Origin of the sequence: Streptomyces sp. NPDC018031, assembly GCF_044327625.1 — a bacterium.
Lineage (GTDB): Bacteria > Actinomycetota > Actinomycetes > Streptomycetales > Streptomycetaceae > Streptomyces.
This window is the reverse complement of record NZ_JBIRFT010000011.1, coordinates 178,186-196,536: the sequence shown is the minus strand read 5'-3', so window position 1 is coordinate 196,536 and position 18,351 is coordinate 178,186. Positions and strand designations below refer to the sequence as shown.

At 75.4% G+C, this 18,351-nt stretch carries 16 protein-coding genes and 1 pseudogene; 10 read left to right on the top strand and 7 right to left on the bottom strand.

What is annotated here, in order from left to right; translation table 11 throughout:
* Positions 1–94: 94 nt before the first annotated feature.
* Positions 95–2,245: an RNA polymerase recycling motor ATPase HelR gene (gene helR / locus ACH4B3_RS23690; RefSeq protein ID WP_398465715.1), complete on the bottom strand. Its 2,151-nt coding sequence runs from the start codon at positions 2,243–2,245 to the stop codon at positions 95–97.
* A 725-nt stretch (positions 2,246–2,970) separates the two neighbouring features.
* Here helR and ACH4B3_RS23685 point away from each other — a divergent pair.
* The 3 genes and pseudogenes from ACH4B3_RS23685 to ACH4B3_RS23675 all read left to right on the top strand — a co-directional run bounded on the left by ACH4B3_RS23685 (position 2,971) and on the right by ACH4B3_RS23675 (position 3,833).
* A complete protein-coding gene (locus ACH4B3_RS23685; RefSeq protein ID WP_398465713.1) occupies positions 2,971–3,267 on the top strand; it encodes an SHOCT domain-containing protein in 297 nt (98 codons plus the stop codon).
* 20 nt (positions 3,268–3,287) lie between these two features.
* Positions 3,288–3,404, top strand: a pseudogene (locus tag ACH4B3_RS23680) (ABC transporter ATP-binding protein); the annotation flags it as partial.
* A 291-nt stretch (positions 3,405–3,695) separates the two neighbouring features.
* On the top strand, positions 3,696–3,833 hold the full coding sequence (locus tag ACH4B3_RS23675) for a hypothetical protein (RefSeq protein ID WP_398465797.1): 138 nt from the start codon (positions 3,696–3,698) through the stop codon (positions 3,831–3,833).
* A 135-nt stretch (positions 3,834–3,968) separates the two neighbouring features.
* Here the strand turns inward: ACH4B3_RS23675 and ACH4B3_RS23670 are convergent, their stop codons facing one another.
* Complete coding sequence (locus tag ACH4B3_RS23670) at positions 3,969–5,174, bottom strand: molybdopterin molybdotransferase MoeA (protein ID WP_398465711.1); 1,206 nt, start codon at positions 5,172–5,174, stop codon at positions 3,969–3,971.
* 171 nt (positions 5,175–5,345) lie between these two features.
* The gene (locus tag ACH4B3_RS23665) at positions 5,346–5,765 is read right to left on the bottom strand and encodes a molybdopterin-binding protein (protein WP_398465709.1); all 420 of its coding nucleotides are present in this window, start codon (positions 5,763–5,765) and stop codon (positions 5,346–5,348) included.
* 339 nt (positions 5,766–6,104) lie between these two features.
* Here ACH4B3_RS23665 and ACH4B3_RS23660 point away from each other — a divergent pair, with 339 nt between their 5' ends.
* From ACH4B3_RS23660 to ACH4B3_RS23650, 3 genes are read left to right on the top strand one after another with little or no spacing between them, the layout of a single operon-like run.
* Positions 6,105–7,562: a uracil-xanthine permease family protein gene (locus ACH4B3_RS23660; protein WP_398465707.1), complete on the top strand. Its 1,458-nt coding sequence runs from the start codon at positions 6,105–6,107 to the stop codon at positions 7,560–7,562.
* Positions 7,559–8,947, top strand: a complete 1,389-nt coding sequence (locus ACH4B3_RS23655) for an amidohydrolase family protein (RefSeq protein WP_398465705.1) — start codon at positions 7,559–7,561, stop codon at positions 8,945–8,947. Before ACH4B3_RS23660 ends, ACH4B3_RS23655 begins: the two co-directional genes overlap by 4 nt.
* Positions 8,944–9,654, top strand: coding sequence for a TSUP family transporter (locus ACH4B3_RS23650; RefSeq protein ID WP_398465703.1), 711 nt, complete (start codon positions 8,944–8,946; stop codon positions 9,652–9,654). The genes ACH4B3_RS23655 and ACH4B3_RS23650 overlap by 4 nt, the downstream gene beginning before the upstream one ends.
* Here ACH4B3_RS23650 and ACH4B3_RS23645 read toward each other — a convergent pair.
* Positions 9,638–10,681 carry a LacI family DNA-binding transcriptional regulator gene (locus ACH4B3_RS23645; RefSeq protein ID WP_398465701.1) on the bottom strand — a complete coding sequence of 348 codons (1,044 nt, stop codon included), beginning with the start codon at positions 10,679–10,681 and terminating at the stop codon, positions 9,638–9,640. The two genes, ACH4B3_RS23650 and ACH4B3_RS23645, sit on opposite strands and share 17 nt — an antisense overlap.
* Positions 10,682–11,038: 357 nt before the next feature.
* On the opposite strand from ACH4B3_RS23645, the gene ACH4B3_RS23640 reads away from it, so the two are divergent.
* The 3 genes from ACH4B3_RS23640 (at position 11,039) to ACH4B3_RS23630 (ending at position 12,971) form a co-directional block, all read left to right on the top strand.
* On the top strand, positions 11,039–11,905 hold the full coding sequence (locus tag ACH4B3_RS23640; RefSeq protein WP_398465794.1) for an RNA polymerase sigma-70 factor: 867 nt from the start codon (positions 11,039–11,041) through the stop codon (positions 11,903–11,905).
* A gap of 154 nt (positions 11,906–12,059) precedes the next feature.
* Positions 12,060–12,563, top strand: coding sequence for a hypothetical protein (locus tag ACH4B3_RS23635; protein WP_398465700.1), 504 nt, complete (start codon positions 12,060–12,062; stop codon positions 12,561–12,563).
* A gap of 36 nt (positions 12,564–12,599) precedes the next feature.
* A complete protein-coding gene (locus ACH4B3_RS23630; RefSeq protein WP_398465698.1) occupies positions 12,600–12,971 on the top strand; it encodes an ArsR/SmtB family transcription factor in 372 nt (123 codons plus the stop codon).
* Positions 12,972–13,117: 146 nt separating this feature from the next.
* On the opposite strand, the gene ACH4B3_RS23625 is transcribed toward ACH4B3_RS23630, so the two are convergent.
* Together ACH4B3_RS23625 and ACH4B3_RS23620 are read right to left on the bottom strand one after the other, a co-directional pair.
* A complete protein-coding gene (locus ACH4B3_RS23625) occupies positions 13,118–13,690 on the bottom strand; it encodes a TetR/AcrR family transcriptional regulator (protein WP_398465696.1) in 573 nt (190 codons plus the stop codon).
* Positions 13,690–14,010 carry a DMT family transporter gene (locus tag ACH4B3_RS23620; protein ID WP_398465694.1) on the bottom strand — a complete coding sequence of 107 codons (321 nt, stop codon included), beginning with the start codon at positions 14,008–14,010 and terminating at the stop codon, positions 13,690–13,692. The genes ACH4B3_RS23625 and ACH4B3_RS23620 overlap by 1 nt, the downstream gene beginning before the upstream one ends.
* 345 nt (positions 14,011–14,355) lie before the next feature.
* On the opposite strand from ACH4B3_RS23620, the gene ACH4B3_RS23615 reads away from it, so the two are divergent.
* Positions 14,356–15,435, top strand: a complete 1,080-nt coding sequence (locus tag ACH4B3_RS23615; protein WP_398465692.1) for a PQQ-binding-like beta-propeller repeat protein — start codon at positions 14,356–14,358, stop codon at positions 15,433–15,435.
* A 45-nt stretch (positions 15,436–15,480) separates the two neighbouring features.
* Here ACH4B3_RS23615 and ACH4B3_RS23610 read toward each other — a convergent pair whose 3' ends face one another.
* Entirely contained in the window at positions 15,481–18,120 is a 2,640-nt protein-coding gene (locus ACH4B3_RS23610) for a SpoIIE family protein phosphatase (protein ID WP_398465690.1), read from the bottom strand.
* Between the last annotated feature and the right edge of the window lie 231 nt (positions 18,121–18,351).

Here is an 18,351-nt window from a genome sequence, read left to right as displayed (position 1 = left end):
GCCGGCCGCCGGCCGCCGCGGGCATGCCGCGGCGGCGGCGAGGCGTCCTCGGCCCGGCCGCGCCGCGCGGCGGCCCGGTCGCCGGGGGCCGGCGTCAGGAACCGGTGAGGATGACGAGTTGCCGGGTCGCCCGGGTCATCGCGACGTAGCGGTCCACCGCTCCCCCGGTGCCCTCGCCGAACGTCTCCGGGTCGACGAGCACGACCAGGTCGAACTCGAGCCCCTTCGACAGTTCCGGGGTCAGCGACCGGACGCGGGGCGTGGCCCGGAACGTGGGATCGCCGATGACGCAGGCGACCCCCTCGGCGTGCTCGGCGAGCCAGGTGTCGAGGACCGGGTGTAGGTCCGCGACGGATCCGTGCAGGACCGGAACGCCGCTGCTGCGGATGGAGGTCGGCACGTTGGCGTCCGGGAGCACGGCCCGGATGACCGGCTCGGCCTCCGCCATGACCTCCTCCGGCGTCCGGTAGTTGACGCTCAGGGCGGTCACCTCGATCCGGTCCAGGCCGATCCGCTCCAACCGGTCCCGCCACGACTCGGCGAACCCGTGCCTGGCCTGGGCCCGGTCGCCGACGATGGTGAAGCTCCGGGACGGGCAGCGGAGCAGCAGCATCTGCCACTCGGCGTCGGTCAGTTCCTGGGCCTCGTCCACGACGACGTGCGCGAACGGGCCGGCCAGCCGGTCGGGATCGGCGCCGGGCAGGGCGCTCCCGTCGATCAGGCTGTCCTGAAGGTCCCGGCCGCGCAGCATGGTCACCGCGCCTTCACCGTCGGCGTCGGCCTCGACGATGTTGTCGATGACGTCGGCCATGCGCGCGCGTTCGGCGGCGAGCGCGGCCCGGTGCCGGCGCTGCCGGCGCGCCGCCTCCGGGTCGCCGAGGCGCTGCCGTGCCGCGTCCAGGAGCGGCAGGTCGGAAACGGTCCAGGCCTGGGGGGCTTCCCTGCGCCGCAGCACGCGGACCTCGTCCGGGCTGAGCCAGGGGGCGCACATCCGCAGGTAGGCGGGTACCGACCACAGGTCGCCGACCAGGTCGGCGGCTTCCAGCAGCGGCCACGCCCGGTTGAGGGTGGTGACCAGTTCCTCGTCGTGCGCCAGCGACCTCCGGAACAGGTCGGGCGGGACGTCGTCGTCGCACTTGTCCAGCAGGATCGTGACCAGTTCCGCCCAGATCTGCTCGCGCGCCTCGTTGTGCGGGGTGCCCGGCCCCGGTGCCCGGAACGCCTCGGCCCAGTCGTCGGCGCTCAGCCGGAGGTCGCACCAGTCGGTCGTGACCGTCATCCCCTCGGCGGGCGGCTCCTCGTAGAACCGGACGGCCGTCTCGATGGCCTTCACCATGTCCGCGGACGACTTCAGCCGGGCCACCTCCGGGTCGGCCTCGTGCGCCGCGCCGGCTCCCTCGGCGACGAGGTCGCGCACGGTGCAGGTCTGCACGCCCTCCTCCCCGAGGCTGGGGAGGACGTCCGCGACATAGTCCAGGTACGGCTGGTGCGGACCGACGAACAGCACGCCGCCCCGGCGGTGGCCGAGCCGGGGGTCGGAGTAGAGGAGGTAGGCGGAGCGGTGCAGGGCGACGACGGTCTTGCCCGTGCCCGGCCCCCCGTCGACGACGAGGGCGCCGCGGGACCCCGCCCGGATGACGGCGTCCTGGTCGGCCTGGATGGTGGCGAGCACGTCGCGCATCCGGGGCGACCGGCTGCCGCCCAGACTGGCGATGAACGCCGACTGGTCGTCGAGCGCGGCGTGCCGTTCCAGCCCGTCGGCGGTGAACACCTCGTCCCAGTAGTCGCTGATCCGACCCGCGGTCCAGCGGTACCTGCGGCGGCTCGCCAGACCCATCGGGCTGCCGTGGGTCGCGGCGAAGAAGGGCTCGGCCGCGGGAGAGCGCCAGTCGACCAGCAGCCGGCGTCCGGTGCTGTCGGTGAGGCCCAGGCGCCCGATGTACAGGGGCTCGGGGTCGTCCGCGCCGACGATGCGCCCGAGGCACAGGTCAAGGCCGAAGCGGCGCAGGGCGCGCAGCCGACCGGTCAGCCGGTGGACCTCCGCGTCCCGCTCCATCGCCTGCCGGCCGACGCCACCGGGCGCCTTGAGGGCGGCATCGAGGCGGTCGGACAGTTCGGCGATCGTCTGGTCGAGGCTCTCCGCGATGGCCGCGAAGTGCCGCTCGTCGTCGGCGATCAGCACCGGGTCGGCCTTGGGGGCCAGAGCGTCGGGCAGGGCGAAGGCGCTGGTGGTAGCGGAGTTCATGTCAGCGGCTCCGATCGAAGGTCAGGACGGCCGGGTCCGCCGGGGCGCACGCCCGTCCCCCGGCCCCGGTGCCGAGTGCCCGCGACCGCGACGCGGTTCGCACCACCGGCCCGACGTCACCGCACCACCCATGAACCGACAACAGCACTCGCACGTCGTGCATCTCCCATGTCCGCGGAATCTCGCTCGGGCCAGCGATTCTGCGGCACCACCGGGGCCTTGCCGCAAGCCCCCCGGTGCGCTATAAGTTGAGAGTGGCAAGAGGTGGGTACTCCCTCCTGCCACTCTCACTCCCGGGGCATGGATCGGCCCTCTCAGCCCTTCCCCGACCGGCGACGCGCCACTCCTCGCGGTCGCGTCCGCCCCGCAGGCACCTTCCCCTGGCCCGGCCATCGCGGAACAGGACGTTCGCGCTCCGCGGCACCCCGCACGCCCGCGTCACCCGTGGGGTGCCGGCACCTCCCCGCACCGCCGGCCGGGCCGGCCGGTTCCCGCGACCACCCCCGGCGGACTCCCGTGCCGCGTTCGCCGCGCCCCCTGGCCACCCGGCCGTACCGCGAGGCCGGGCGTACCGGGCGCCCCGGGGACGTACTCCGCGCGCGGTAGCCCAGGTGCCGTCGGCCGTACGACGACCCGGCGGGCCCTCGCGGGAGAGCCTCGGTGGTGTCCGGGCGACGCCGTACCGGCGCCGCCACCGGGACTTTCCGACCGAGGAGTTGAGCGACATGAACGCCCTGGCCCAGACCCTCGCCGAACACGGCGGGCCCGGCCCGTGGATCCTGCTGGCCCCCGTGCTGTGGGCACTGGTGGTGATCGGCGTGGTCTTCGTGCTGCGACACACCGTCTGGCGCGGCCGTCCGCCCTGGTATCCGGGCCGCCCGGGAGCGCCGTGCGACGCGGCTCCGGGCACCGTGCTGGGCCGCCGGTTCGCGGCCGGTGAGATCGACGAGGACGAGTACCGCCGACGGCTCGCCGTGCTGGACGAGCGGCCCGGCACCGGGACCACCGGAGGCGCCCGGTGAGCACCGCGGCAGCCCGCGTGATGGACGCCGTGAAGATCCACGGAATCGGGGAGACCCGGGTACGGGCCCTGGACGGGGTGAGCGTCGACTTCCCCGCCGGCCGCTTCACCGCGATCATGGGCCCGTCCGGGTCCGGCGTCGCCTCCGGCCACCCGCACCGGCCTCCGGCCCCGGGGCCCGGCTGGGTCGCGCCCCGCCCCGGGCGACGCGGGCCGGGCCGCTGCCGCGCGGGCGTCGGTGCCGGCCCGTCCGGCGGCGGCCGCGGCGGGCCGGCACCGCGCCGTGCCGTGCCCCGGCAGGCCGACAAGCTGAACAACTCCCTCACACGAGGGACCTCCGGCATCCCCCGGAAGAGCCGTGGGCAGCGTCTGGTCGGCCGGCACGCACACGCTGCCGGCCCTGCACAACGAGCAAAGGTGGTTCCTCACATGCTTCGCCGTATCACTGCCGTCCTCCTCGCCGCGGCCGCCCTCTCCGCTGCCTTCGCCGCACCGGCCGCCGCGGTCGAGATCGCCCCGGAGGCGGCGCTCACCGCCGGTCTGGAGGCGTTCGGGATCGTCATCTGAACGCGTTTGCCCACCTCCGGCTCCCGTCTCGCCGCGGCGGGCGGGAGCCGGCCGGTGCCGGCCCGCCGCCGGGCCGGGCGCGCCCCGTGGCGGCGGGGCTCTCCGGCCGTCGGCCGGGCCCGCCGCCGGGCGCGGTCAGCCGGTCGTCAGGAGCAGCGGGGCCGGGTCGCCGTCGGTCCAGCCGGGGGTGATCGCGGCGATGGCGTCGCCCACGGCGGCGCCCCGCAGGAAGGCCGCGCGGTGGCCGTCGGCGACGGTGGCCCCGGTGCCGTCCCAGCTGACCGGCACCAGCCGGGTCAGGCCCGGGGCGGCCCGGAGCGGCCCCCTCACCGGGGCCTGCGGCAAGGGCGCGAGGCCGCGGCCGGACAGCCCGGCGATCAGCGGGCCGAGCAGGGTGTGGGCGGCGACCAGGGCCGCGTACGGGTTCCCCGGCAGCCCCACCACCCAGCGCCCGCCGGGGAGTCCGGCCAGGAGCATGGGGTGGCCCGGCCGGCAGGCGACCGTGTCCACGACCATCCGGGCCCCGGCCGCGGCCAGCAGGCGGCGCAGCTGGTCGGTGGCGCCGACGGAGGTGGAGCCGGTCACCACCACGACCTCGGTGTCCGGCATCTCGCGTACCGCCTCGGCCAGTTGTCCGGCCGGCCGGTCGGGGACGTGCCGCACCCGGGAGGTCTCGCCACCCAGCGCGGCGACGAGGGCCGGGAGGAGCGGCCCGAGGGCGTCGCGCACCCGCCCGGGGGCGGGCCGGCCCGCGCGGTCCAGTTCGTCCCCGGTGATCAGCGCGCCGACCCGGGGTCGCGGCCGCACCGGCAGGGTGTCGTGGCCGCAGGAGGCGGCGAGCCCGAGCAGCGCGGGCCCGATCCTGGTGCCGCCGGGGGCCAGCCGGCAGCCGGCCGGGGCGTCCTCGCCCGTCCGCCGGATGTGCCGGCCCGGCGGCGGCACGGGTCCTGACACCAGGCCGTCGCCGGTCACCGCCGACTCCAGCGGCAGTACCGCGCACGCCCCGGCCGGCACCTGGGCCCCGGTCGAGATCTCCACGCACTCCCCCGCGTCCAGGGCGCCGTTCCAGGGCGCCCCGGCCCGGATCGCCGCGCGTATCCGCCACGGTCCGCTGCCGGCCACCGCGTATCCGTCCATGGCGGCGGTGTCGAACGCCGGGAGCGGTTGCGGCGTGTGCAGGCCGTCGGCGAGCGTGAGACCGGCGGCGTCGGCCAGCGGCACCGTACGGGCGGCGGACGGCCGCGGCGCGCGGTGTGCCAGCACCCGGGCCTGCGCCCAGGACACCGCCGGGGGTTCCGGCGGCGTCCGGGGCACGGGGGCGGACAGGGCGGTACCGGTCATGGGAGCCATGGTCGGCACTGTCGCCCGGTGGCGTTTCGGTCTGCCGCCGGGCGGGTTGCCGTGGCGCTCCGATCCGCTCACGGTCCGCGCGGCCGGGGTGTGAGCTTGCCGGCGCGTCGGGGCGTGGCGCACCGCGTACGGGTCGCGGCCCGCGGCGTGGTCGGTGTGCGGTCAGGCGGCGGCGAGGGAGATCTCGGTCGACTTGACCAGGGCGACGACGGAGGTGCCGGCGGCCAGGCCGAGGGCTTCGACGGCGTCCTTGGTGATCGCGGAGGTCAGTTCGCCGCCTTCGACGGACACCTTGACCGACCCCATGGCTCCACCGGTCGTGACACCGGTGACGGTGCCGGGGATCCGGTTGCGGATGGAGACGCCCTCGACCGGACCGGTCGCGAGGGACACCTCGGTGGACTTCACCAGCGACTCGACGGCGGAGCCCTCGGCCAGACCGAGCTCCTCGACGGCGTCGGTGGTGAACGCGGCGGTGATGTCCTGGCCGCCGGCCAGGCGCACCTTGACCAGTGCCATCGCCTCACCACGGGTGACAGCCGTGACGGTGCCGGGGATCCGGTTGCGGATGGACAGGCTCATGGGAATTCGCCCCGCAAGGTCGGAAACGAAGCTGCGCTCTCAGCGGTGACCTGCTGCATGACCGAACCTACCCGACGACCGGGGTGCCCGGCCCGATGACCGCAGTGCCCGGCCCGGGGCGCCGCGGGTCCGCCGGCCGGGTCCGGGAGACCTGCGGGCGGGGCGGGAAGCGGCTCGCGTCCCGCTGCCCCGGCCAGACCCGCCGCGACTCTTGACGCGTTCCGAGCGCCCTCGGATACTAGCGGCCAAATCGATTTGGCCAAATCGATTTGGCTCTCCGTCCAGGGCCGGATCGCGGCTGAAACCCGAGCGTGCCGAACGCCCGAACGGAGCCCGAACGTGTCCAGTGCCCACCAGACCCCGCCCGGTACGGAACCGCCACCGGAGCGGAAGTCCGCCCCTCCCGGCGCCCCTCGCCCCGCCCATGGAACCGGCCCGGAGGACGGGGGCGGCGCCACGTCCGGCGCCGTCCACCCCGTCGACGAGTCCCGTCCCCTCGGGCGGATCCTGCTCTTCGGCATCCAGCACGTCCTCGTCATGGCTGCCACGCCCATCTCGGCGATCTTCCTGATGAGCGCCGCTCTGCGCCTGGACCCCGAACTCACCGTCGACCTGCTCGCCGCGGCCTTCGTGCTGTCCGGCGTCGGATCCCTGATCCAGTCGCTCGGGCCGTGGAAGTTCGGGCCCCGGCTGCCGTTCGTGATGCTGCCCGGGGGCGCGCCGCTCATCCTCTTCCTCGCCATCGCCGAACAGCACGGCCTGCGCACCGCCACCGGCGCGGTGATCCTCACCGCCGTCTTCTACTTCGTCGTGCTGCCGGGGTTCTCGCGGCTGCTGGCCTACTTCCCGGCCCTCGTCATCGGCACGATGATCGTCATCGTCGGCGTCAACCTGGTCAAGGTCGGCGCGGTCCTGGTCACCGGCCGCCCCGGCGAGCCCGGCTTCGCCGATCCCGTCAACCTCGGTCTCGGCATGGCGACGATCGGCTTCACCGTCGTCTTCTACCTGGTCTTCACCGGCACCCTGCGGCAACTCGCCGTCATGCTGGGCCTCCTCGCCGGCACGGTCCTCGCCGCACTCCTCGGCCACGTCGACCTGGGCCGCGCCGCCGAGGGCGGTCTGCTGACCGTGCCGCAGCCGATGCCGTTCGGCTCACCGCAGTTCAACCTGGTCGCCGCGCTGCCGCTGATGCTCTACAGCCTCGCCTCCATGGCCGAGGCGACCGGTCAGACGGTCATCAACGCCGAGGCCGTCGGCAAGCGGATCGACAAGCGCACCGATGTCCCCAGGACCATCCGCGGGGACGCGGTCACCTCGCTCTTCGGCGGGTTCTTCGGACTGCCGCTGATGGTCACCAGCGGCGAGAACATCGGGATCGTCCGGGTCACCGGCGTCCGCAGCCGGTTCGTGACCGCCGCGGCCGGCGTGGTCCTGATCGCCATCGGGTTCCTCGCCCCCGTGACCCGGTTGATCAGCGTCGTCCCGTCGGCGGTCGTCGGCGGCACGGCCATGGTCGTCTTCGCCGTGATCACCGTCCTCGGGGTGCAGATGCTCGGGCGCTCGGACCTCGACAAGCACACCAGCACCTTCGTCTGCGCCGTCGCCCTCGCGCTCGGCCTGCTGCCCATCCTCGTCCCCGGCGTGTACGGGGGCTTCCCGCCGAACGTCCGCATCCTCCTGGAAAGCGGCGTCGCCGTCGGCGCGTTCGTCGCCGCCGTACTCAACGTCCTCTTCCACCACGTCAGGCCGGGCATCGCCGCCCGGCTGGCCACCGCCCGCACGGAAAGCGACCGATGAACCAGCGCACCCGCGACCTGCTCGACCGCCCCGGCCCGCTCCTCCTCGTCCCGGACGCCGTACTGCTGCCCGAAGGCCCCGCCGACGGCCACGCGGTCGTCGTCGCCGACGGCGCCTTCCGCGCCGTGGGGCCGGCGGAGAGGCTCGGATCCGCACACCCGGACCTCGAAGCCGTCCGGCTGCCGGGCCACCTCCTGATGCCCGGCTTCGTCGACGCCCACCACCACCTGACCCAGAGCTTCGGTGCCGCGCTCTCCTTCGGGGAGCCCTCGGAGATCTTCCGCCGGGTGTGGGTGCCGCTGGAGGGCGCCCTGGACGAGGAGTCGGCCTACGTGGCGGCCAAGCTCGCGGCGCTGGAGGCCCTGCGCGGCGGTTTCACCACCGTCGCCGACGCCGGGACCCGCGCCGGCGTCGACGTCGAGGTGGTCGCGTCCGCCGCGCGCGACGCCGGGATCCGCTGCGTGCTCGGACTGATCTGCAACGACGCCGACACCGAGGACCCCTCGGTGCTCGACCGCGCCGAGCAGCATCTCGCCCGGTACCACGGCGACCCGCTGGTGCACCCCTCCCTCGCCGTCTCGATCCCCGAAGCGGCCACCGCCGGGACCCTGCACCGCACGGCGCGCCTGGCGGCCGAGGCCGGGGCCACCGTGCAGATCCACGTCAACGAGCACCTGGCGAGCGTCGAGCGCTCCCTGGTGCGGCACGGACTGCGCCCGCTGGAGTACCTGCACCGGGTCGGCGCGCTCGGTCCGCAGCTGCTCGCCGCACACACCACCCTGCTGACGCCCGGCGAGCTGACCCTGCTCGCCGGCACCGGGACGGCCGTCAGCTACAACCCGGTCGCCAGCGCCTGGAAGGGCAACGCCGTGGCACCCGCCACCGCCATGGCCGAGCGCGGCATCCGTTTCGGGCTCGGCACCGACGGCACCCGCGGTGACGGCTTCCGGCTGGCGGAAGCCGCCGAGTTCGCCCAGCGGCTGGGGTACGGGCTGGCGACCGGTGACTCGTCCTGCGGAGCCGGCTGGACCTGGCTGGAGCACGCCACCCGGGGCGGCGCGGACGCGGTGGGCCTGGGCGCGCGCACCGGGACCGTCGCCGCGGGCCGGGCCGCGGACTTCCTGCTCGTGGACGTCACCAACCCGGAACTCGCGCTCTCCTGGGACCTGCCCTGGGAGCTGGTGCGGCGCGGCAACCGCGACCAGATCACGGCGGTGTTCGTCGCCGGACGGCTGCGCATGTGGGGCGGCCGGCCGACCGGCTGGGACGGTCCGGCGCTGGTGCGGCAGGCCGTGGAACTGGCCCGCACGACGGTGGCGAGGGCGCCCATCACGCGCGCCCACCCCACGTCCACGGTGGCCCGGGAGCGGAGCACCGCCCGGTGAGCGCGGAGACTCTGGCGGTCCTCGCCGTCACGGTGGCCGCCGCCGCGTTCGTCCAGGGAGGCAGCGGGCTCGGCTTCGCCCTGATCGTCGCGCCCGTGGCCGGGATCCTCGACCCCGGTCTGCTCCCGGGGTTCGTGCTGGCCTCGATGATCCCGCTCAACCTGTACGTCGCCTGGCGGGAACGCGCCGCGCTCGATCTGCGCGGCGCGGGCTGGATCACCGGGGCGCGGCTCGCCGCCACACCCGGCGGGCTGGCGCTGCTCTGGCTGATCCCGGACCGCGGCCTCGGCCTGTTCGTCGGGATCGCCACCGTACTGGCGGCCCTGGTGAGCCTGGCCGCCCCCGCGTTCACACCGGGCCGGGCCGCCTATGTCGGCGCCGGCGCGGTGACCGGGCTGACGGAGACGGCGACCGGCGTCGGCGGTCCGCCGCTGGCACTGGTGTACCAGCACCGGCCCCCCGCCGAACTGCGCTCCACCGTCGCGGCCTGCTTCCTGGTCGGCGAGGTAGCCTCGCTGGCGCTGCTGTTCGCGACGGGCCGGGGGCACCCGGCGGACCTGGGGTGGGCCGCCGCGCTGCTGCCGGCGACAGCCGCCGGGGCGTGGCTGAGCCGGCTGGTGCACCACCGGCTGGACGCGCGCCGGATGCGGCTGTTCGTGCTGGTGTTCGCGCTGGTCTCGGGGTTGGTCCTCATCCTCGGGCCGTGACCCGCAGCGACGAGGCCCGCGCGATCACCCGCGGCTCGGGCGCGGTGGCCGCCGGCGTGCCGGCCACCGCGCCGCCCAGCAGCCCCAGCAGCAGTTCCACCGCGTCGGCGGCCGCCCGGTCCAGGTGCAGATCGACGGCGGTCAGCGGGGGTTCGCAGGTCCGGGCGCGCAGACCGTCGTACCGGGTGGCGACCATGACGTCGTCCGGAACGGCCCGGCCGCTGTCGTGGATGGCCTGGACGGCACCCACCGCGAACACGTCGACCAGCGCGCACACCGCGTCGATGTCCGGGTGTTCGGCGAGCAGCTCCGCACAACACCGGTATCCGGCCCGCTCGCCGCCCGTCTCCCGCGCGGTCGCCACGATCGGCGTCCAGCCGTGCCGCTCGGCGGCCCGCTGGTACGCGGCGACCGCGTCCACCGTCGAGTGCCGTGATCCCGCGCCGACGATCAGCGCGGGACGGACGGCGCCCTGCTCGTGCAGATGGTCCAGCAGCAGCTCGGCGACGCGCCCGCCGCGCAGATCGACGTACGGCGCCTCGTCGTCCGGCGACACCGGTCGGCCGAGCGCCACGTACGGCAGCCCGCGCTCCTTCAACTGCGCCGCCGCGGCGTCGTCCACGTCCGGCTCCACGACGATGGCTCCGTCGATGTCCACCGAGTGCAGCCCCGAACCCGACTGCACGGGCGGCACGAGCACGAGTGCGTAGTCGTGCAGCAGGGCGCTCTCCGCGGCGGCCGCGGCGACCTCCATGTAGAACCCGAGCCGGGACGGGCCGCCGGCCACCGCGAACGGCATGGACGAGGCGAGTGCGATGGCCTTCGCCTGCCCGCGCCGCAGTCGCTGGGCCCGCAGGTTCGGCCGGTAACCGAGCTCGCCGGCCACCTGCTTGATGCGCTCCCGGGTCCGGGGGTCGACCTTGCCGATCCCGTTGAGGGCGTGCGAGACCGTCGTGCGCGACACTCCGGCCGCCCGTGCGACATCGGTGATCGTCGGCGGCCGCGAACCGGGGCGGGGAACGGACATCTGCGCGGACGCTCCTCACATGCTGGGGACGAGTGACCCCACCATCTTCGCCGACCGGTGCCCCGCCCCGGACCCGCGGTCGCGCCGCGCGGGCCGCCGAGCGTCCCGCCGCGCGGAGGGCCTGCCCGCGCCGCCCGCCGGTCCGCGGCGGCACCGGTTGTCACATGCGCGGCCGCGGCGGTGTCTCCATGGCGAACCAGCCGTCCAGGGAGGACACCCATGGCGCCACGCGTTCCGCAGGCGGAACCCACCACCGGGCCCGGCCGACAGCACGACCGGGCGCCGGGCCCCTCCCCCGCCGGCGTCCGGGACCGCACCGGCCGGGCGTCCCGCGCCCTCCGGCGCGACGTCGACGGCATGGCGAAGGACCCCTTCGTCGCCCATCGAGGCCTGCTGTTCACGGTGGCCTACGAGATGCTCGGGTCGGCTGCCGACGCGGAGGACGTGGTGCAGGAGTCGTGGCTGCGGTGGGCCGGCGTCGACCACGCGCGGGTGCGGGACCCGCGGGCCTACCTCGTCAGAACCGTCACCAGGCAGTCGCTCAACCGGCTGCGGTCGCTGTCCCGCAGCCGGGAGGAGTACGTCGGCGAGTGGCTGCCGGAACCGCTGCTGACCAGCCCCGACGTCGCCGAGGACGTCGAGCTGGCGGAGAGCGTCTCGATCGCGGTGCTCACCGTGCTGGAGACGCTCGGGCCGGTCGAGCGGGCGGTGTTCGTCCTCCGCGAGGTCTTCGCGGTGCCGTACGGCGAGATCGCCGGGGCCACCGGGAAGTCCCCGGCCGCGGTACGGCAGATCGCGCGACGGGCACGCGAGCACGTGGCGGCCCGGCGGCCCCGGGTGCGGGTGAGCCGGTCGGAGCAGCAGGCCGTGGTGGAGCGCTTCCTGGTGGCGCTGCGCACCGGGCGGTTGCGGGAGCTGATGGACCTCATGGCACCGGACGTGGTCATGATCGCCGACGGTGGCGGGATCGTGGCCGCCGCTCCGGCTCCGGTCCACGGCGCCGAGGTGGTGGCGGGACTGCTCGCGCGCGCCGGCCGGCTGGGGGCCGGGTTCCGGACCGCGGCCGTGTGGCTCAACGGCGCGCCGGCCGGCCGGATCGAGTGCGACGGCGAGCCGTCCGCGGTGAGCCTGGTGGTGGAGGACGGGCGCGTCACCCGGATCTACCTGGTGCGCAACCCGCGAAAACTGACCCGGCTCGACGTACCGGCGGTTCTCGCCCGGTAGGTGCCGACCCTCCGGCGCCGCGCGTCGGCCCGCCGTCGGAGGGCTCGTCCCCCCGGGTACGACCTGGGTGGGACGGGCCCTCCGACGCGGAGGGGACGGATTCCGCCGCTGCGGACGATGTGCGGCTGCCGGGTTCCCGGCCAGGATGTGCCGCATGCCGACAACGTCCCCTCCGGTATCCGCCGTTGCGCACGCGCCCGCCTGGGCCCGCCGCGCCGCCCACGCCATCGCCCTGTGCGCCCTCCCGTCCGGCCTGTGGCGCATCGCCATGGCGTCCGGTGTCAACGTCGGCTACAGCGACCGGGTCCTGCGCGAGGTCTTCGACATCCCGGGGTGGGGCATCGCCTACGTCGTCGGACTCTCCGTCATCACCGAACTGGCCGCCCTGCTCCCCCTGCTGCTCGTCAGCGACCGCCGCCGGCCGCTGTCGCCGCGGACTCTCGGCGCCCTGGCCTGGGCCGCCTCCGCCGTCCTGATCGTGCTGGCGCTGTGGCAAGTCGTCGTCGCCTTCACCGTGGAGAGCCGGACGTACATGACCAGCGGTACGGCGCATGCGGTCTGGGCCATCGTGTTCGCTCCGCTGTTCGCCATCCCGGCCCTGATGACCGCGGTGACCTGGTCCTACACGAAGCGGCACCGCTCTCCGGCGGAGGGCTGAGCCGGGCCGTCCTCCGGCATGGGCCACCATGGACGCATGCCGAACGCCGAGGTGCTGCCGCTGCCGGAGCCCGACACCGCGGATACCGGGCCGTGCTGCCCGCCGCTGACCGAGCGTCCGATGACCGCCGCCGAGGCCGAGACGGCCGCGCGGATGTTCCGGGCGCTCGGCGACCCGGTACGCCTGCGGCTGTTCTCCGCCGTCGCCTCGCACGAGGACGGCGAGGCGTGCGTGTGCGACATCTCCGACGTCGGCGTCTCCCAGCCGACCGTCTCCCACCACCTGAAGAAGCTCAGGGAAGCCGGGCTGCTCACCTCCGAGCGGCGCGGCACCTGGGTGTACTACCGCGTCGAGCCGGCCGTCCTGGCGGCGATGGGCAGGCTGCTCACGCCGCCCGCCGCCGGCTGAACCCGGGAGCGGCGCGTGGCCCGGCGCCGGACGGGCGGGGCGGCTTCCCGTTCCGGCCGTCCGCGGACCCGGCCCTCGGTCCCGCCGGGGACCCGGTCGCACGGTCCGGGGTGCGGGGCGAACACGGCCGGGCGTCTCCCGGCACGTCAACCGTTTCCGGGCGGGTCCCCGGTGCTCGCCCCGATCACCCGCGCCAGGGCCTCCTTCGCGTACTCCTCGTCGTACTCCCCGCCCGTCAGCAGCACCTGGAGGCAGATGCCGTCGAGCAGCGCGACCAGGGCGCGCCCGGTGCGCGGGTCGGTGCGCCGGGCGAGCAACTCGGCGACCTCCTCGCACCATTCGGCGGCGACCTCCCGCAGTGCGGGCCGGCGGAGCGCGGCCAGGTAGAGCTCGTACTCCAGCTCCGCGCCGGCGCGGTCGCCATTGAGCCACCGGCCGGTGAGCCGGGCCAGTTCGGCGGCGAGGTCGCCGTGGGGGTCGGCGAGGGCGCCGCCGTGGTCGCGCACCACCTTGGCGAAGCCTTGACTCGCCTGGCACAGGGCGGCCACCAGGAGGTCGTCGAGGGTGGCGAAGTGGTACGTGGTGGAGCCGAGCGGCACGTCCGCCTCGGCGGCGACCGTGCGGTGGCTGAGCCCGGCGATGCCGGAGCGGCCCACCACCCGGATCGCGGCGTCGATGATCCGCTGGCGCCGGTCGGGGTCGTACCGCCGCGCCGCCATCAGTGCGCCCCGCCGAGATTGAGCAGCACCACACCGAGGATCACGAAGAGGATCCCGGCGAGCTTGGCGAGCCCGGCCGACTCGCCGAGGAAGACGATCCCGATCGCGGCGACGGCCGCGGTGCCCACCCCGGCCCAGATCGCGTACGCGGTGCCGACCTGCATCGTCTTCAACGTCTGGGCGAGCAGGGTGAAGGCGAGCAGATAGCCGGCCACCGTGCCGAGCGAGGGCCACAACTTGCTGAATCCCTCGCTGTACTTCATGGCCGTCGTCCCGGCCACCTCCGCCGCGATGGCCGCGGCCAGCAGTCCGTATCCCATGTGTACGAGTGTACGCATCGATGTGTACGCGCGTACACAGGGGGTCCGCGGGGGCCGCTCCGGCCGGACGCGACGCGACGCGACCACCCGCCCCCGGGCACGCCTGCGTCGCGGGCCCGGCCGTCCGTGCGGGGTGTGCGGGCCGAGCCCGTTCGGCCAGGGGCCCCGACGCCGTCCCCGCGGCCGCCGGGCGGCCGTCCGACCCGCCGCGCGCTGCTCGCCTTCGGCGGGCTGACGGCCGCGGCGGCCGGCGCCGGGTTCTGGCGCCTGGCCGGCGGCGGTGGCCGGGGAAGGGAACCGCAGGAGCGCCCGGTCCGGTGGAAGCGCGACAGCGCCAGTGCTTTCGTGCCGGCCGACCGGTACCTCTACGTGGCCGGCGACACCGGCTCCGTCCAGCAGCTCTCCGCCGGCAGTGGAACGAGGCTGTTCGACCGGGACACCGAGCTGTCGCCGCGCGGGCTGGTCCACCATGGGTTCACCCTGTACGTGGTGGGCGCCACGGACGTCGAGGAGTCCGCCGTGGTGTCGGTCGACACCCTCGGCGTCGCGGACGGCTGGCGCTTCACGACGGAGACCGAGCTGTCCACCGTCGTACGGGCCGGCGATACGGTGTACACCGCCGGCGAAGGAGTCGTCCACGCCCTGGACGACCGGGGGAAGCACCTGTGGACCCACCGCACCCCCTGGGGCCACGACGACGAAGTCGGCCAGGCGGGGGCGTATCCCGCGGTGCGGGTGGTGGCCGGCACCGTGTACGCCACCGGCCGCAACCGGCTGTACGCTCTGCACGCCTCGAGCGGCGAACCCCGCTGGGAGTACCGCGCCGCGGACCGCGCGGCCGCGGGTCCCACGACCGCGCCGGTGGTGGCCGCCGGGGTGGTGTACCAGGCTGGCGGGCGCCTGGTCCACGCGGTCGACGCGCGGAGCGGCACCGCGAAGTGGCGGTTCGTCACCCGGGGCGGCGCCGTCTGCGAACCGCAGGTCAGGGACGGGATGCTCTACGCGGGCGCCGGTTCCCTGCACGCCCTCGACGTGGCCACCGGCACGGCGCGCTGGCGCTTCACCCCGTCCGCCGGCGCCCTGACGTCCTTCTCGGCGGTCGGCGGCGGCACCGCCATCGCGGTCTGCGACGACCTGCTGGTCGCGGTGGACTCCCGTACCGGAGAGGAGAGATGGCGCTTCACCCGTCCCACACCGGACGCCGGCCCGCTGAGCGCCCCGGTGGCGGCACAGGGCCGGGTCTACACCGCCGCCCGGTCCAGGCCGCACCTGTACGGGCTGGACGCGTCGACCGGCGAGCACCTGTGGACCGCCGGCCTGCGGGACGTCCCGGACGAGGAGGTACCGGGCAGGGGGCCGCCGGTCGTCTCGGCCGGCGCCGTCCACGTGATCGCCGGTGGCGCCCTGCACGCCGTGGAGGCGTGAGCCCGCGGACCGGGCGCCGCCCGCCACGACGGCGGTGCCGGCCGGTCAGGAGATCGGGACGGGGCGGACCGCGAGGACGGCGATGTCGTCCTCACTGTCGGCGCCCAGCCCGATGAGGAGTTCGTCGCAGAAGGTGTCCAGCGGTTCGCGGGCCAGGGCCGCGGTGTGCCGGCACAGCCGGGCCATCGACCGGTCCAGGGGTTCGTCGCGGCGTTCGATGAGGCCGTCGGTGTACAGCAGCACCGTCGAGTGCGGCGGCAGCCCGCAGCCGCCGCGGGGGCGCGGCATGTCGGGGTCCATGCCGAGCAGCAGACCCGAACCTTCCTCGAGGTATCGGGTCGCGCCGTCCGCGGTGGTCAGCAGGGGCGGCAGATGTCCGGCGGAGGAGTACTCCAGCTCCCAGGGCCCTTCGCCGGGCCCCTTGACGAGGCCGTACAGACAGGTGGCCGTCGCCTCCCGGTACAGGCTGTGGTTCGCCATGTCCAGGCGGCGCAGCACGGCCTCGGGCGGTTCCTGCCGGTCGACCGCGATGCCGCGCAGCATGCTGCGCAGCTGGCTCATGGCGATGGCCGCGTCGAGGTTGTGGCCGGTGACATCACCGATGACCAGGGCGGTATGGCCGCTGGGGACGACGAAGCTGTCGTACCAGTCGCCGCCGACCTGCGCGGTGCCGGAGGAGGCGGCGTAGCGGGCGGCCAGTTGCAGATGCGGGACGTCCGGCAGCACCGGCAGCAGCGAGCGCTGCAGACGCTCGGCGATGTTCCGGGTCTCCTGGTAGAGCCGGACGTTGTCCACGCCCAGTGCGAGTCCACGGACCAGGTCGGCGACGAGGGACAGATCGCCTTCGGTGAAGGGGCGTTCCCGGGAGGACCGGGCCACGGTCAGGGCGCCGAAGATCTCCCGCCGGGCCCTCAGCGGGGCGACCACGGCGCTCTCCGTGCCCAGGTGTTGCAGCATTTCCAGGTAGTGGGCGTCGAGCGGGCTCCGTGCCTGCTCCGGCGGCGGGGCCTCGGTGAGCAGCAGCGGGCCCGCGCCGTGCAGCGCCCGGGCCAGCGGGCCGCGGGCGGGCCCGGAGTCCGGTGGCAGCAGGCCCTCGAACGCTGCCGGGCGCACCCGCTGCGGATCGTGGTGGACCACGCAGACCCGGTCCACCTGGGAGTGCTCGTCGAACAGGTCCACCGCACACCAGTCGGCCAGCCGCTCCGTCAGCAGCCGCCCCACCCGCCGCAGTCCGTCGTTCAGGTCGAGGGTGTCGCTCAGCGCCGCCCCGGTGTCGACCAGCAGGGACAGCCGCTCCAGCGCCGGCATCCCCGCCTCGCCGGGACAGGGCCGCGCGTCGCGATCCGGCCCGGGAGGCGGGTGGCCGGCGGCCGGCTCCCGGGCCGCCGGCTGCCGGCTTCTGCCGGGAGCCGGTGCCGGGTGGATGGCCGCCGATGCCCGGGGGGAGAGCTGGGCGACGAAGACCGTACGGCCGTCGGGCGTCTCCTGGGTCTGGATGAACAGGCGGACCGGGACCACCCGGCCGTCGCGGTGCAGCGCGGGGAGCGGTACCGAGCGGCCGAGGATGCGGGGCTGACCGGTGAGCAGCAGCGAGGTGAACGCCTTGATGTGGCGATCGCGCAGGTGCTCCGGGATGAGGGTGGTGAGCGGCTGTCCGACGAGGTCGTCCGGGGGCCAGCCGAGCATGTCGGCCACCGGCCCGTTGGCCGCGATGATCAGGTTCCGCTCGTCGGCCGCGATGGTCGGGAGCCGGCCGGCCCGCACATGGGCGGGTTCCCAGGGCACCAGTTCCGAAGGGCTGGCGCCCGGCTCGCGGGGGACCACCGTCCACGCGGTGGGCGGCCCGCCGGCGAGCTGGCCGACGATCTGGTCGAACAGCCAGGCGTGGAAGGCGCGGCTGCGGGGGAAGGCGGGCAGGGTGAGGAGGCGCTCGTCGCGGGCCGCCCGCTCGGCCAGGTCGAGCGTACGGCGCAGGGTGAGCACCGCCGGGGCAGCGTCCGCCGGCACCGCCAGGGGCACGGAGCGGATGTCCCCGTCGAGCGGCCGCTGCTCCAGTGCGGCCGTCACGGAGGCGCTGATCGTGTTGCTCATGTCGTGCGCGGTGCGGAGGTCCTCGGGCCGCACCCCCGGCCCGCCCCCGGTGGCGACGGCGAGGGCGAGCTCGCGCAGCAGCGCGTGCCGGTGCTGCTGGGCCGCCCGGTACAGGGCGCCCGGCACGTCGATCAGCGTCACGCTGTCGCCGGGGCCGGAGGGCGGGACAACGGTCTCCCAGCCGGCCGCTGACGCCGCCGGCGGGCCGTCGTCCCCCAGTTCGAACCACACCGTCTTGTGCCGCTCACCGGTGTCGACCCCGCGGCGGGACGCCAGTTCCTCCACCAGCGCCAGGCCCATTCCGGTACCCGCGTACGGGTGGCCGCCCTGCAGTACCACGCCGCGGGACGGCCGGCGATCGGTGACCCCTACCCGGATCCTGCCGTCCCGGGCCAGCGCCGACACCTCGACCTCGGTGTGTGCGTGCAGTACCGCGTTGGTCACCAGCTCGCTCACGAGGAGCTCCGCGGCGTCCACCAGGTCGGACCCGGCGCCCGCCAGAGCGGACCGGACGAATCGCCGGGCCGAGGCCACGCTCTCCGGCTGATCGGGGAACCGCCGCGAGGGTGCTCCCTGCCGATTGGGGTCGCCCATGCCGTCAGTGTGCCCCACCGGGCGGTCCCGCGGCCGCCCGCCTCGCCCGGTGGCCCGCCGCCGCCCCGACCGGTGCCGCCGACCGGGTCGTGGGAGCGGATGGTGCTCTCCCCCGCCGCCTCAGGCAGGTGGGCGGGGCCCGGTCGCCGGTCGGCGCCGTCCGCCCACGCCCCGTTCCACGCCGGTGTCGGCGGCGGTCGCGGTACGCGAAATCGCGTTGTCCGGCCGGCC